This window comes from Rhodopseudomonas infernalis (assembly GCF_022271405.1).
GTDB classification, from domain to species: Bacteria; Pseudomonadota; Alphaproteobacteria; order Rhizobiales; family Xanthobacteraceae; genus Rhodopseudomonas; species Rhodopseudomonas infernalis.
Window position 1 is genome coordinate 35,600 of sequence record NZ_JAJNAL010000020.1, and the last position, 13,295, is coordinate 48,894.

Annotated in this window: 10 protein-coding genes; 2 read left to right on the plus strand and 8 right to left on the minus strand. The window is 65.5% G+C overall.

All coding sequences use genetic code 11. The features are described 5' to 3' along the window. Positions 1-6 precede the first annotated feature (6 nt). The 5 genes from LPW26_RS14765 to LPW26_RS14785 all read right to left on the minus strand — a co-directional run bounded on the left by LPW26_RS14765 (position 7) and on the right by LPW26_RS14785 (position 6,628). The gene (locus LPW26_RS14765) at positions 7-837 is read right to left on the minus strand and encodes a segregation and condensation protein A (protein ID WP_238736171.1); all 831 of its coding nucleotides are present in this window, start codon (positions 835-837) and stop codon (positions 7-9) included. After that, entirely contained in the window at positions 834-1,859 is a 1,026-nt protein-coding gene (nagZ, locus tag LPW26_RS14770; protein WP_238736172.1) for a beta-N-acetylhexosaminidase, read from the minus strand. Before nagZ ends, LPW26_RS14765 begins: the two co-directional genes overlap by 4 nt. Positions 1,860-1,906: 47 nt before the next feature. Further along, complete coding sequence (locus LPW26_RS14775; RefSeq protein WP_238736173.1) at positions 1,907-3,469, minus strand: SPOR domain-containing protein; 1,563 nt, start codon at positions 3,467-3,469, stop codon at positions 1,907-1,909. A gap of 102 nt (positions 3,470-3,571) precedes the next feature. Further along, positions 3,572-5,365: an arginine--tRNA ligase gene (gene argS / locus LPW26_RS14780; RefSeq protein ID WP_238736174.1), complete on the minus strand. Its 1,794-nt coding sequence runs from the start codon at positions 5,363-5,365 to the stop codon at positions 3,572-3,574. Positions 5,366-5,413: 48 nt separating this feature from the next. After that, positions 5,414-6,628, minus strand: coding sequence for a deoxyguanosinetriphosphate triphosphohydrolase (locus LPW26_RS14785; RefSeq protein ID WP_238736175.1), 1,215 nt, complete (start codon positions 6,626-6,628; stop codon positions 5,414-5,416). Between the two features lie 108 nt (positions 6,629-6,736). On the opposite strand from LPW26_RS14785, the gene erpA reads away from it, so the two are divergent. Beyond that, a complete protein-coding gene (erpA, locus tag LPW26_RS14790; protein ID WP_238736176.1) occupies positions 6,737-7,069 on the plus strand; it encodes an iron-sulfur cluster insertion protein ErpA in 333 nt (110 codons plus the stop codon). A gap of 15 nt (positions 7,070-7,084) precedes the next feature. Here the strand turns inward: erpA and LPW26_RS14795 are convergent, their stop codons facing one another. The 3 genes from LPW26_RS14795 to LPW26_RS14805 are packed head-to-tail and all read right to left on the minus strand — an operon-like array spanning position 7,085 to position 12,196. After that, a complete protein-coding gene (locus LPW26_RS14795) occupies positions 7,085-7,933 on the minus strand; it encodes an amidohydrolase family protein (protein WP_238736177.1) in 849 nt (282 codons plus the stop codon). Beyond that, on the minus strand, positions 7,933-11,061 hold the full coding sequence (locus LPW26_RS14800; protein ID WP_238736178.1) for an efflux RND transporter permease subunit: 3,129 nt from the start codon (positions 11,059-11,061) through the stop codon (positions 7,933-7,935). The genes LPW26_RS14795 and LPW26_RS14800 overlap by 1 nt, the downstream gene beginning before the upstream one ends. Positions 11,062-11,065: 4 nt before the next feature. After that, positions 11,066-12,196: an efflux RND transporter periplasmic adaptor subunit gene (locus tag LPW26_RS14805; protein ID WP_238736179.1), complete on the minus strand. Its 1,131-nt coding sequence runs from the start codon at positions 12,194-12,196 to the stop codon at positions 11,066-11,068. Positions 12,197-12,340: 144 nt separating this feature from the next. On the opposite strand from LPW26_RS14805, the gene xth reads away from it, so the two are divergent. Then, on the plus strand, positions 12,341-13,132 hold the full coding sequence (gene xth, locus LPW26_RS14810; RefSeq protein WP_238736180.1) for an exodeoxyribonuclease III: 792 nt from the start codon (positions 12,341-12,343) through the stop codon (positions 13,130-13,132). The last annotated feature ends 163 nt before the right edge of the window (positions 13,133-13,295 follow it).

Sequence of the window (13,295 nt, forward strand, 5' to 3'; positions counted from 1 at the left end):
CTTCCACTACCCTGCCGGAGCTTCCGGCATGGTTGCCGCTTCCATTGCTGGAGACGGCGGACGCTTACGAAAATACAAAGGCGCCAGAGGCGAGGCCTGGTGCAATTCGACCTCACCTTCGCGCACCAGCTCGAGCGCCGCTGCGAAGCTGGACGCCAGCACGGTTGCCCTCTGCGTCGGGTCGGGCAAGTAGCGGAGCAGATACTCGTCGAGCCGGCTCCAGTCCTCCGCAAGCCCGACCAGTCGCTCCAGCGACGCGCGCGCTTCGCTCAGCGACCACACCGTCCGGCGCGCCAGATGCACGGTGGTGAGCACGCGCGACTGCCGCTGCGTGGCGTAGGCGCTGAGCAGATCGTACAGCGTCGCGGTGAATTTCGGATGGCGGATCTCGTCGATCGATTCGGCCAGACCACGCGGAAACACGTCGCGCTGCAGCTGCGGCCGGGTCATCAGCGCATTCGCAGCCTCGCGGATCGCCTCGAGCCGGCGCAGCCGGTTGGCGAGGGCGGTCGCCATCTCCTCGGCGCTCGGGCCTTCCTGCGCCGGCGGCTCCGGCAGCAGCAGCCGCGATTTCAGGAAGGCGAGCCACGCGGCCATTACCAGGTAATCGGCGGCGAGTTCGAGGCGGACCTTCCGCGCTTCCTCGATGAACAGCAGATACTGATCGGCGAGCGCCAAAATCGAAATCTTGTGCAGGTCGACCTTCTGCTGCCGCGCCAGCGTCAGCAGAAGGTCGAGCGGGCCTTCGTAGCCCTCGACGTCGATGACGAGCGCCTCGTCCTGGTCGACCGTCTCCGCCGGGCGTCCAGTCTCGAATTGCAGAATTTCAGCGGTCATGCGCTCATCCCTGCGCGGCTGATCAAGCCTTCAAGTTCGGCCCGCGCGGCAGTACGGTCGAACGGCTGCGCTGGCTTGCGCGACGCCAGCGCCGCCTCGGCGCGCTCCAGCGCCTGACCTGACAATTCCGGCACTTCGGCGGAGACCTGCCGCATCTCCTCGAGCTTACCGTTGCAATGCAGGACCACGTCACAGCCGGCCGCGATACTCGCGCGCGTGCGGTCCGCGATCGTGCCGTCCAGCGCATTCATCGACACGTCATCGCTCATCAGCAGTCCCTGGAACCCGATCTGTCCGCGAATCACCTGATCGATGATTGTCGCAGAAGTGGTCGCGGGTTTGGCGGGATCGAGAGCGCTAAACACAACATGTGCAGTCATCGCCATCGGCAGGTCGGCGAGCGGCTGGAACGCGGCGAAATCGCTGCGTTCGAGTTCCTCGCGGGACGCGTCGACGGTCGGCAGGCGGAAATGGCTGTCCGCATTCGCCCGTCCATGGCCGGGGATGTGTTTCAACACCGGCAGCACCGAACCTTGCTGCAGCCCCTCGGTGACCGCCCGGGCGATCGCCGCGACCTTTGCTGGCTCGTTGCCGTAAGCACGATCACCGATCACCGCGTCGGCGCCCGCGACCGGCACATCGGCGAGCGGCAGGCAGTCGACGGTGATGCCGAGATCGGCAAGATCGGCAGCGATCAGCCGGGCGCTGAGCCGCGCCGCCGTCAGCCCGAGCTGCGAATCGATGTCGTAGAGCGCGGAAAACACTGCGCCGCGCGGGTAAACCGGCCAATGCGGCGGTCCCAGTCGCTGCACCCGCCCGCCTTCCTGATCAATCAGGACAGGCGCGTCGGGCGCATCGATGATCCGGCGCAACTCGCTCACGACTCCAGCCACTTGGGCCGGGTTGTCGACGTTACGCTTGAACAGGATGAATCCCCACGGACGGGTTTCGCGCAGAAACTCGCGCTCCTCGTCGGTTATGCCAAGGCCGGAAATACCGGTGATGAAAGCGCGCGAAGCCATAGGGGCCGCTTAGCCCGCGCGCGCCTCCAGGGTCAAGGAAACGACCGTTAATTCCTCTGGACGACGCACTGTCCGCCGGCAGATTTTAGGTTTCCGCAGACCTGCTGGGCCTCGTCGGGGGTTCCGAACGGCCCGACCATGGCCCGATAGTAGACGCCCTTGCTGCCGAGATCGGCCCGCTTGATCAACGGCGGACGCGATCCGAGCACGGAGGGGAACTTGCCTTGCAGCGCCCGATACGATGCCTTGGCATCGGCTTCGCTCCGCTGCGAGGAGATCTGCACGACGTAGCCGCCGCTGCTCACCGGGGCTTCCGCCGACGGCAGCGCGGCCACGCGCTGGTTCTGAGCCGGCGCCGCAGTCGGGTTCAACGACAGGGGCGCGTTGCCCGCGGACGCGTTGGCATCCTCCGCCGAGCGGGTCGCGGCCCGCTGCGGCGTCGCGGCCGGCGGCGTCCGCGCAGCCTGCTTGGCCGAGCCGGTGGCGGCCGGCGCCGCCGCCTGGTCGGCCTGATCGGGCCGAATGCTGAAGGTCTTGATCCGCCGCGGCTCCTCGCTGGCGGCGTTGGTCGGCGGCTGCAGATTTGGCCGCGCATTCGGCGACACCGAGCCAACGGCCGGCGGATTGGGGTTTTGGTTGAGCTGTGGCAGCACGACGCGCGCGCCCTGCCCGGCGCGCGACGGATCGGCCGGCTTCTCCTCGCGCGACACCAGCGCTTCGACGCCGTTGCCCGCCGCGAGACGATCCTGGATCGACTTGGCGCCGGCATCACCGGAAGCCGCCGGGGCCGCCATCACCTTGGTCGGGGTCGGATCGGCCTTGATCACCGGCGGCTCACCGCTTCGGGTGCCACCGGAGAAGGTGCGATACGCAAACGCGCCGCCGGTGCCGACGATAGCCAGCGCAAGCACCGCCGCCACCGTCACCATGTTGTTGCGGCGCGGCCTGACTGCGCGGGTCTCCTGCTCCTCGGCGTAGCCGTCGTCGTAGCCATAAGGGGCTTCTGGGTAGTTAGCGTCTGGCCTCACCTGAGACGGATCTAGCTGACCGTACAGCGCGTCGTCGTATCGGGCCGGCACGAATTGCGGCTGCTCCAGCGGCAGCGACGGCTGCGCCGCCGCGTAAGGGTCTGCACCCGCCCGGGCGTCGAACTGAGATTGATCGTAGCGCTGCTGATCGAGTTGCGACGGCTGCAGCCGGGGATCGTCGAACTGCGGCTGCACGTATTGCGGCTCGTTGTACGCGGACTGATCGTAGCCGCGCGGCTCGACCCGACGCGGGGCCACGGCCTTGACGAAGGACGGAGGCTTGCTGAAGTCCGGGCGCGGCGGCACGGGCGTTTCCGCCTCGACCGCACGGCGATGCTGCAGCCACGCCGGCATCGGCGGCGCCTCCTCGTCGAGCGGCGGCAGAGCCGCGCTGGGACGGAAGTCGGTCGCACGCGACGTCGGCCGGCCTTGTGCCGGCGCCTGGCTGGCAAACGGATCGTTCTGACCGATCAACCGGGCAAGTTCGGCGAGCGGGTCGCTGTCAGTCTTATGCTGGGCGTAGGCTGCGCGGGTCTCGTCGTCATCCGCCGGGAAGGGTCGGTCGTTGTATCGATCGGTCATATGATGTCGCGTCCCATTCGGGAAAGCCGCCAAAAACCCGCTCACGCAGACGATAAGCCGCTCTCAAAAGCCGGGACAGATCCCCAATCTGACCGGCCGTCCCTATCGCATCTCGTCCGGCGCTGTGACGCCGAGAATGGCAAGCCCCGAGGCCAGTACCGAGACGACGCCCTGAACCATCGCCAGTCGCGCCCTGCTGATCTCTGCATCATTATTGATAATGAAGCGTAAATGAGGCGCATCGCGCCCGTGCGTCCAGTGCGCATGGAATTCACTGGCGAGCTCGTAGAGATAGAACGCGATGCGGTGCGGCTCGTGTGCCAGCGCCGCCGCTTCCACCGTCCGCGGAAATAACGCCAGCCGGCGAAGCAGGTCGAGCTCGGTCGGATCGGTCAGCAGTTCGACCCGGGCATCCTGCAGGAACGCGATGCGGGCGTCGGTCGCCTCCGGCAGATCCGGAAACAGCTCACGGGCGTTGCGGAAGATCGAGTGCCCCCGGGCGTGGCCGTACTGGACGTAGAACACCGGGTTGTCTTTCGACTGCTCGATCACCTTGGCGAGGTCGAAATCCAGCACCGCGTCGTTCTTGCGGAACAGCATCATGAAGCGGACGGCGTCCGAGCCGACTTCATCCACGACTTCACGTAGCGTGACGAAGTCCCCGGAACGCTTGGACATTTTCACCGGCTCGCCGTTCCGCAGCAGGCGGACGAGCTGGACGATCTTGACGTCGAGCGCGCCCTGCCCAGCGGTCACCGCCTGAACGGCCGCCTGCATCCGCTTGATGTAGCCGCCGTGGTCGGCACCGAGCACGTCGACCAAGGTCGGGCAGCCGGCGTCGAACTTCACCTTGTGATAAGCGATGTCCGAGGCGAAGTACGTGTAGGAGCCGTCCGACTTCAGCAGCGGCCGATCGACATCGTCGCCATAGGCCGTGGCGCGAAACAGGGTCTGCTCGCGGTCCTCGTAGTCCTCGACTGGCGCCCCCTTCGGCGGCGGCAGCCGGCCCTGGTAAACGTCGCCCTTCGCCCGCAGGAAGTCGATGGTGTCGGCGACGCGATTGCGCTCGCCTTCGATCAGCGACCGTTCGGAAAAGAACACCTCGTGGGTGATGGCGAGCGCCGCGAGGTCGCCCTTGATCATCGCCATCATCATCGCGATCGCCCTGTCGCGAACGATCGGAAGCCACTGAGACTCAGGCATTTCTTTCAAGGCAGAGCCGTGCTCGGCCTTCAGCGCCTGGCCGACCGGCACAAGGTAGTCACCCGGATAAAGCCCTTCCGGAATGTCGCCGACGGCTTCGCCGAGCGCCTCGCGGTAACGCAGGAACGCGGAGCGCGCCAGCACGTCGACCTGCGCGCCGGCGTCGTTGATGTAGTACTCGCGCGTCACCTGGTACCCGGCAGCCACCAGCAGGTTAGCCAGCGCGTCGCCGAACACGGCGCCGCGGCAGTGGCCGACATGCATCGGGCCGGTCGGGTTAGCCGAGACATATTCGATGTTGACCTTCTCGGCACCGCCGATGGTGCTGCGGCCGTAGTCGGCGCCCGCGGCGAGCACGGCGCGCAGCGCCTGCGCCCAGACCGCCGGCTTCAGGGTCAGGTTGATGAAGCCCGGACCGGCGATCGTCACCTCGGAAATCTCGTCCTCGGCCCGCAGTTTCTCGGCGATCTTGTCGGCGAGATCACGGGGCTTCGCCTTGGCCTCCTTGGCCAACACCATCGCTGCATTGGTCGCCATGTCGCCATGCGAGGCGTCCTTCGGTGGCTCGACCACGATCCGCGCCAGATCGATACCGGCGGGCAGCGCGCCCTCGCCGATCAGCGCGGCGCAGGCCGCGTGCACGCGCGACAGAACATGAGCAAAGAGATGCGTGGACGTGGTTTGATCGGGCATGGCTGCAATGGAATTGGAAAGGCGGCCATTCGGCCGGTCCGGCGCCGCCTAACGCAATTCGGGGGTCGAGTCAAAGAGCCTCTGGTGCTCGTTGAGCGCGTAGAAGTCGGTCATGCCGGCGATGAAGTTGCGGATGCGGCGGAAGCGATCCGCCTCGCACTCGGCCACAGGTCCGTCGGCCGGCAGCCAGTCCGGCGGCAGGTCGGCGGGATGGTCGCAATAGCGCTGGAACAGATCCACGACGATCGCCTCAGCATCGCGCATCACCGCCATCACCCGTTCGGCGCGATACATGCGGGCCCACAGGAAGGTCTTGATCTCGGCCTCTGCGGCCGCGATGCCGGCCGGAAACGCGACCATCGCGGCCGCCGAATGGCGAACCTCCTCGGCCGATCGCGGCGCGGCTTCGGCCAGTCGCCGGACTGTCTCTTCCGTGACAGCCCGGATGAGACGCGAAATCAACTCGCGCACGAGCTCGGCGCCCCGCCGGCCCTCGGCCAGATTAGGATACCGCCGACCGATCTCGTCGATGATCTCTGCGGCCAGCGGAACCGTGCGCAGGTCTTCAACCCGGAACAATCCTGCCCGCAGGCCGTCGTCGATGTCGTGGCCATCATAGGCGATATCGTCGGCAATGGCCGCGACCTGAGCCTCGAGCGAGGCGAAGCTCCATAGCTCGAGGTCGAACCGCTTATCGAATTCTGCGATCCCCAGCGGAACGCCGTGCTCGGCATAGCGCGGCAGCGGATTGCCGGCTTGATCGGTCAGTGGACCGTTGTGCTTGACCACGCCCTCCAGCGTCTCCCAGGTCAAATTGAGGCCGTCGAACTCGGGATAACGATGCTCCAGCGCCGTCAGCACCCGCAACGTCTGAGCGTTGTGATCGAAGCCGCCGTGTTGGCGCAGGCAAGCATCCAGAGCCCGTTCGCCGGCATGCCCGAACGGCGGATGGCCGAGGTCGTGCGCCAGCGCCAGGGTTTCGGTGAGATCCTCGTCGAGGCCGAGTTGCCGAGCGATCGCACGAGCGATCTGGGCCACTTCAAGACTGTGCGTCAGCCGGGTGCGGTAATGATCGCCTTCGTGAAACACGAAGACCTGGGTCTTGTGCTTGAGCCGGCGAAACGCGTTGGAGTGGATCACCCTGTCACAGTCGCGTCTGAAAGCGCTGCGATTGCTGCTGGGCGGCTCGGCGAATTGCCGGCCGCGGCTGCGGTCCGGGTCGCAGCTGTAGGCTGCGCGAGGAGCTGCCATTCCGACCGACACTGCGAACCTATCCCCGAGCTGTTTGATTCTGCCGCAGGGTGCACTTAACTATGGCTTGCATGGAAATCCAATGACGGCACAATCCCTGCGGGGATATGGAGCGAGAATATGACCGACTCAAACGTCAGCATCAGCGAACGGGCCGCGCGCCGGATCGGCGAGATCCTGAAAGGCGAAGGCGACGGGGCGATGCTGCGGATCAGCGTCGAGGGCGGCGGCTGCTCCGGCTTCCAGTACAAGTTCGACGTCGACCGCGCCAAGACAGAGGACGATCTGGTGATTGCCCGCGACGGCGCAGTGGTGCTGGTCGATTCCGCCTCCGTCCCGTTCCTGGCCGGCTCCGAAGTCGATTTCGTCGACGACCTGATCGGCGCCTCGTTCCGCGTCAACAATCCGAACGCCACGGCGTCCTGCGGCTGCGGGACGAGTTTTTCGATCTGACGAAGCACACGCGCATCAGCGGGCGTCGGCGAACAGCGCCCGCGCGTTGCGGTGCGCGATCTTGGCCGCGGTCGCCGGCGGCAATTGCGCCAGCCAGGCGCGGTAACCCGCAATGATCTCCCCATAGGCGGCCCAGCGCTCGTTGACCCAGGTATCGGAGCCGAGCAGGAAGCGATCAGGGAAGCGCTCGAACAGCGCCCGCCATTCCGGCGTCAGCGCTCCGCCGCTGCCGACGATGCCGCTGCGATAGGACAGCTCGCCCCATAGCTTCGGGTATTTGGCGAGCATCTCCGCGACGCGATCGGTCTTCAGTCCGAAGCCGGTGTGCGCCCAGATGATCCTGGCGCTGGGATTGTGCCGCATCAAGATCTCGACGGCTTCGTCGTCGGCATGCGCGTGCAGATAAAGATCGTGCGCGACGGCAAAGTCGACGGTCTTCTTGACGACTTCCGTGTCGGCGGCCTGCCCGCTCAGATGGAATTCGCCGACGCCGCGATAGTAGCCGCGCTTATACTCCTCCTGCACCAGTTCGAAGATCACCGGGTCCTTGAACCAGGTCTGGATGTCCGGGCGAACGCGGTAGGGCCGAATGAACGGGACGATCTGCAGCCCGTCCGGCTTCGCATCCACCAGCAGGTGAGTGCCTTTGTTGGGACGGCTGGTCGCAAGGATTCCGGTGACACGGTGACGCTTGAGCAGCGCCAGCACTTCGTCGGGCTGATAGTAAGGCGTCGGCTCCCAATTGTAGTGTAGATGCGCATCGAATATTTCGATGGGCTCGTCCGCACGCGCGCGATCGAACGACGCGCCGGACAGGCCGAGCGCGACGAGGGCTGCGATCAGCGTGCGAGCCCCCGGCACCATCACTCCGCCGCCACTGCGCGGGGCCGTTCGCCGTCGGGCAGCTCCTCGATCTGCGGCTCGAGCCTGCGCTTGAGCTTGCGGTCGATCTTGTCGAGATAGATGTAGATCACCGGGGTGATGAACAGCGTCAACAGCTGCGACAGCAGAAGGCCGCCGACCACGGCGACGCCGAGCGGCTGGCGCAGTTCGGCGCCGGCGCCGGCACCGAGCGCGATCGGCAGCGTGCCGAAGATCGCCGACAGCGTCGTCATCATGATCGGGCGGAAACGCAGCAGCGCCGCTTCGCGGATCGCGTGTTCGGCAGACAGCCCGACGCGGCGCCGCTCCAACGCGAAGTCGACCATCATGATGGCGTTCTTCTTGACGATGCCGACCAGCATGACGATGCCGATCATCGCGATCACCGACAGCTCCATGTTGAACAGCATCAGCGTCAGGATCGCGCCGATGCCGGCCGACGGCAGGCCGGAAATGATCGTGATCGGGTGGATGAAGCTCTCGTAGAGAATGCCGAGGATGACGAAGGCGGCGAACACCGCGGCGAGGATCAGCACGCCCTGCCCGCGCAGACTCTCCTGGAACACCTGCGCGGTGCCGGAGAAGCCGGTGAAGATCGTGGCCGGCAGGTTGGAGTCCCGCTCGATCTGGGTGATACGATCGACCGCCTCGCCGAGCGAGCGGCCTTCGGCGAGATTGAACGAGATCGTCACCGCCGGCTGCTGGCCCTGATGATTGATCTGCAACGCGCCGATGCTCGGCACCATGCGCGCCACGGCCTCGATCGGGATGGTCTGGTTGTTGGCCGTCTTCAGATAGAGTTTCGACAGGTCGTTCGGATCGACGCGGAACTGCGGCTGCACCTCGAGGATGATCTGGTAGTCGTTGGTCGGCGTGTAGATCGTGCCGATCTGCCGCGAGCCGTAGGCGTTGTAGAGCTGATTGCGGACCTGATCGACGGTGATGCCATAGACCGCGGCTTTCTCGCGGTCGATCTCGACCGTCATCTGAGGATTACGGATGTACAGGTCGGTCGTGACATCGAGCAGGCCCGGCAGCTTGGAGATCTTGTCGCGCATCTCGGGCGCGAGGCGATACAGCGCCTCGGTGTCGCTGCCCTGCATGACGTACTGATACTGGCTCTTGGAGATGCGGCCGCCGACGTTGAGATTCTGAATGCTCTGGAAGAACGCCTGGATGCCGGGCACCTGAGATGCCTGCTGGCGCAGCCGTGTGATCACCTTCGGTGCGGGATCGCGCTCCTTGATGGGCTTCAGGCCGACGAACAGCCGCCCGTAATTCGCCGTCGGATTCGGGCCGCCGGCGCCGACCGTGCTGTTGATGTAGTCGACCGCTGGATCTTCACGCAGGATCTGCACCAGCGCGAGCTGGCGCTCCTTCATCGCCTCGAACGATGTGTCGGTCGCGGCCTCAGTGACGCCAATCAGGAAGCCGGTGTCCTCCTGCGGAAAGAAGCCCTTCGGTACCACCATGTACAGATAGATCGTGCCGCCGAGGGTCGCGAAGGTCACAAGCAGCATCACGAATTTGTGGGCGAGTACGCGGTCGAGCGCCCATTTGTAACCTCGTAGCCACGCGGCGAACATCGCCTCGAACACGCGAAGCACGACGTTCTCGCGCTTATTCGGATCGTGCGCCTTGAGCATCCGTGCGCACAGCATCGGCGTCAGGGTCAGCGAGACGAAGCCGGACACCAGAATGGCGATCGAGATGGTGACGGCGAACTCGCGGAATACCCGGCCGACGATGCCGCCCATCAGCAGCACCGGAATGAACACCGCGATCAGCGACAGCGTGATCGAGATGATGGTGAAGCCGATCTCGCGAGCGCCCTTCAGCGCCGCATCGAACGGCCGCATGCCGTGCTCGATATGCCGCATGATATTCTCGAGCATGACGATGGCGTCGTCGACCACGAAGCCGACCGACAGCGTCAGCGCCAGCAGCGTCATGTTGTTGATCGAGAAGTCCAGCATGTACATCACGGCGAAGGTGCCGAGCAGCGAGATCGGCACCGCCAGCGCCGGAATGAAGGTCGCCGACGCCTTGCGCAGGAACAGGAAGATCACCAGCACGACCAGCACCACGGCGATCGCCAGCGTCTCCTGGACGTCGAACACCGCCTGCCGCACCGAGATCGATCGGTCCATCGTCACCGTCATCTCGACCGACGGCGGGATCTGTGCGCGCAGCGACGGCAGCCGCTCGCGCACCAGATCGACCACCGCGACCGTGTTGGCGTCGGGCTGCTTCTGGACCGCCAGCACGATGGCCCGGTCGTCGTTGAGCCAAGTGGCGAGCCGCTCGTTCTCGACGCTGTCGTAGATCCGCGCAACCTCGTCGAGCTTGACCGGAGAACCGTTGCGCCACGCCACCACGATCTGACGATAATCGGCAGCCTTGTCCATCTGGCCGGAGGCCTGCAGCACGAAATCCTGCTTCGGGCCGCTCATGGTGCCGACCGGCGTCGACGAATTGGCGCGCGCGACGGCGGCGCGAATATCCTCGAGCGACAGGCCCCGCGCGGCCGCCGCCTCGGGATCGGCCTGCACTCGCACGGCGAATTTCTGCGGTCCGTAGATCACCACCTGGGCGACGCCGGGAATTTGCGACAACGCCTGGCCGATGGTGATGTCGCCGTATTCGTTGACGGCCGACAGCGGCAGCGTCGCCGAGCTCAGCGCCACGAAAAGCACCGGAAACTCTGCGGGGTTCACCTTGCGGAAGCTTGGCGGCGTCGTCATCTCGATCGGCAAGCGCCGCTGCGCGATGGTCAGCGCGGTCTGCACGTCGAGCGCAGCCGCGTCGATATTGCGGCCGAGGTCGAACTGGATCGTGATCACCGACGTGCCTTGCGACGAGTTCGACGACATCGACGAGACGCCCGCGATGGTCGAGAGCTGGCGCTCGATGATGCCCGCGACCGACGCCGCCATGGTGTCGGCACTGGCGCCCGGCAGCGTCGCCGTCACCGCGATGGTCGGGAAGTCGACCTTGGGCAGCGCCGACACCGGCAGCAGCCGATAGCCGAACAGGCCGAACACGATGATCGACGCCGTGATCAGCGTCGTCATCACCGGACGGCGGATGCACAGCTCGGACAGGGTCATGTGTTCAGGCTCCGGCCTTGCGGCTGCGCGGCTCGACCTTGGTGCCTTCGGACAACAGCAACTGGCCGTCTGTCACCACCTCCTCGCCGCCGGCGAGGCCTTCGGCGATCACGGTCTCGCCCTGATGGGTGCGACTGACTTTGACAGGCTGCACATGCGCTGCGCCGTCTTTGACGACGAAGACAAAGTTGCCGTTCTGGCTCCGCTGCACCGCGACCGTGGGAACCGTGACAGCGTCCTCGGTGCGGATCGTCAGCTTGGTGTTGACCAGCGTACCCGGCCACAGCGTTTCGTTGCCATTGTCCATAATGCCGCGAACCATCACCATGCCGGTGGCGGCGTCGACGGTGTTCTCCACCATCGCCACCTTGCCCTCCTCAGACCGGCCGCTGCCCGGAATGGTCGCCATGACCTTTGTGGTGCCGGCCACCATGGCGTCGCGCAGATCGGCCAGCACGCGCTGCGGAACTGCGAAGCTGACATAGACCGGCGCCATCTGGTTGATGGTGGCGAGCGGAGCGGTGTCGGCCGGGCGAACGAAGTTGCCGATCTTGACGTTGGCGGCACTGATCCGTCCGGCGAACGGGGCGCGGATCAGGGTGAAGCTTTTCTGCACCTTGAGATTGTCGAGCGCCGACTGCGCGCCCTTGATGGTGCCGGCAAGGATATCCGCCTGGGTCTTGGCATTGTCGAGATTGACCTGGGTGGTGGCGCCCTTCCCGATCAGGTCGCCATAGCGGCGCAAGTCGCGCTCGGCGCCGGCGAGCTGCGCGCGGTCCCGTGCGAGGTTGCCTTCGGCCTGCTCGATCTGGGCGTCGATCTGCCGCGCGTCGAGCGTGAACAGAAGGTCGCCTTCCTTGACCCGCGCGCCGTCTTCGAAATGAACCTCGGTGATCGTGGTCTCGAGCCGCGACTTCAACGCGACGCTGGAGATCGGCGTCACCATGCCGATGGCGTCAACATCGATCGGAACCGGCTTGCGCACCGCCTTGACGGCATCGATCGCCACGACGCGAGCTCGTGGCGGAGCTTTGGCACCGACTTGCTTGTCGGCGAGGTACGGTCGCAACCCGTACGCGGCGGCTCCGCCTACGGCGAGGACAATGGCGATGACGATCCAACGACGCTTTGTCATGACGCTTCGTGTCAGCCTGTCGCGGGGCCACGCAACGCCCTTCCCCGCTCCTGCAATGTCAGGGCTCGATTTTACAAAGACTTATCACAGCACCGACGGGCATGGTATGCCAGCGGCTCAAATTTAGAATGGACGGATAACGACATGCGGATCGCCACCTGGAACGTGAACTCGGTCCGGCAGCGGCTGGACCATCTGCTGACCTGGCTCCAAGAGTGCCAGCCGGACGTGGTATGCCTGCAGGAGATCAAATGCGTCGATGAGGCGTTTCCGCGCGAGGCGATCGAGGCGCTCGGCTACAACGTCGTCACTCACGGCCAGAAGACCTTCAACGGCGTCGCCCTGCTGTCCAAGTATCCGCTCGAGGAAGCCACTCCGCGTCTCGCCGGCGACGACAGCGACGTCCATGCCCGCTTCCTCGAGGGCGTGGTGTCACTGAAGCGCGGCGTTGTCCGCGTGGCCTGCCTCTACCTGCCCAACGGCAATCCGGTCGGCACCGAGAAATATCCCTACAAGCTGAGCTGGATGTCGCGACTTCTTCAGTATTCGAAGGAGCGGATGAAGACCGAGGAGCCGCTCATCCTGGCCGGCGACTTCAACGTCATCCCGCAGCCCGAGGACGTGCACAATCCGGCGGCCTGGGTCGACGACGCGCTGTTTCGACCGGAGACCCGCGAGAGCTTCCAGGCCCTCCTCGGTCTCGGCCTGACCGACGCCCTGCGCGCCACCACCGACGCGCCGGGCCAGTACACGTTCTGGGACTACCAGGCCGGCGCCTGGCAGAAGAACTGGGGCATCCGCATCGACCACCTGCTGCTATCGCCGCAGGCCGCCGACAGGCTCCGCGGCGTCGGTATCGATAGCTATGTTCGGAATTGGGAAAAGCCGTCCGACCATGTCCCGGTGTGGGCGGACTTCGATCTCGAGACGGCTTGACCAACGCCGCTGATAACCAAGGCCGCTGATGACTAAGGCTGCTGGCTATAGAGGCATGGCGGAACACCAATACTCCGCATCACCGATGCTATCATTGTCGCGAACGCCTACTATCGCACCGAGCCGCCCGGCAAGACGACTGAGTCATCCACACCGCCGCAGG

What these genes read in the sequence shown, in the direction of transcription:
- LPW26_RS14765 (WP_238736171.1), bottom strand. Translation starts at nt 837, where the DNA reads ATGACCGCTGAAATTCTGCAATTCGAGACTGGACGCCCGGCGGAGACG.
- nagZ (WP_238736172.1), bottom strand. Translation starts at nt 1,859, where the DNA reads ATGGCTTCGCGCGCTTTCATCACCGGTATTTCCGGCCTTGGCATAACC.
- LPW26_RS14775 (WP_238736173.1), bottom strand. Translation starts at nt 3,469, where the DNA reads ATGACCGATCGATACAACGACCGACCCTTCCCGGCGGATGACGACGAG.
- argS (WP_238736174.1), bottom strand. Translation starts at nt 5,365, where the DNA reads ATGCCCGATCAAACCACGTCCACGCATCTCTTTGCTCATGTTCTGTCG.
- erpA (WP_238736176.1), top strand. Translation starts at nt 6,737, where the DNA reads ATGACCGACTCAAACGTCAGCATCAGCGAACGGGCCGCGCGCCGGATC.
- LPW26_RS14795 (WP_238736177.1), bottom strand. Translation starts at nt 7,933, where the DNA reads ATGGTGCCGGGGGCTCGCACGCTGATCGCAGCCCTCGTCGCGCTCGGC.
- LPW26_RS14800 (WP_238736178.1), bottom strand. Translation starts at nt 11,061, where the DNA reads ATGACCCTGTCCGAGCTGTGCATCCGCCGTCCGGTGATGACGACGCTG.
- LPW26_RS14805 (WP_238736179.1), bottom strand. Translation starts at nt 12,196, where the DNA reads ATGACAAAGCGTCGTTGGATCGTCATCGCCATTGTCCTCGCCGTAGGC.
- xth (WP_238736180.1), top strand. Translation starts at nt 12,341, where the DNA reads ATGCGGATCGCCACCTGGAACGTGAACTCGGTCCGGCAGCGGCTGGAC.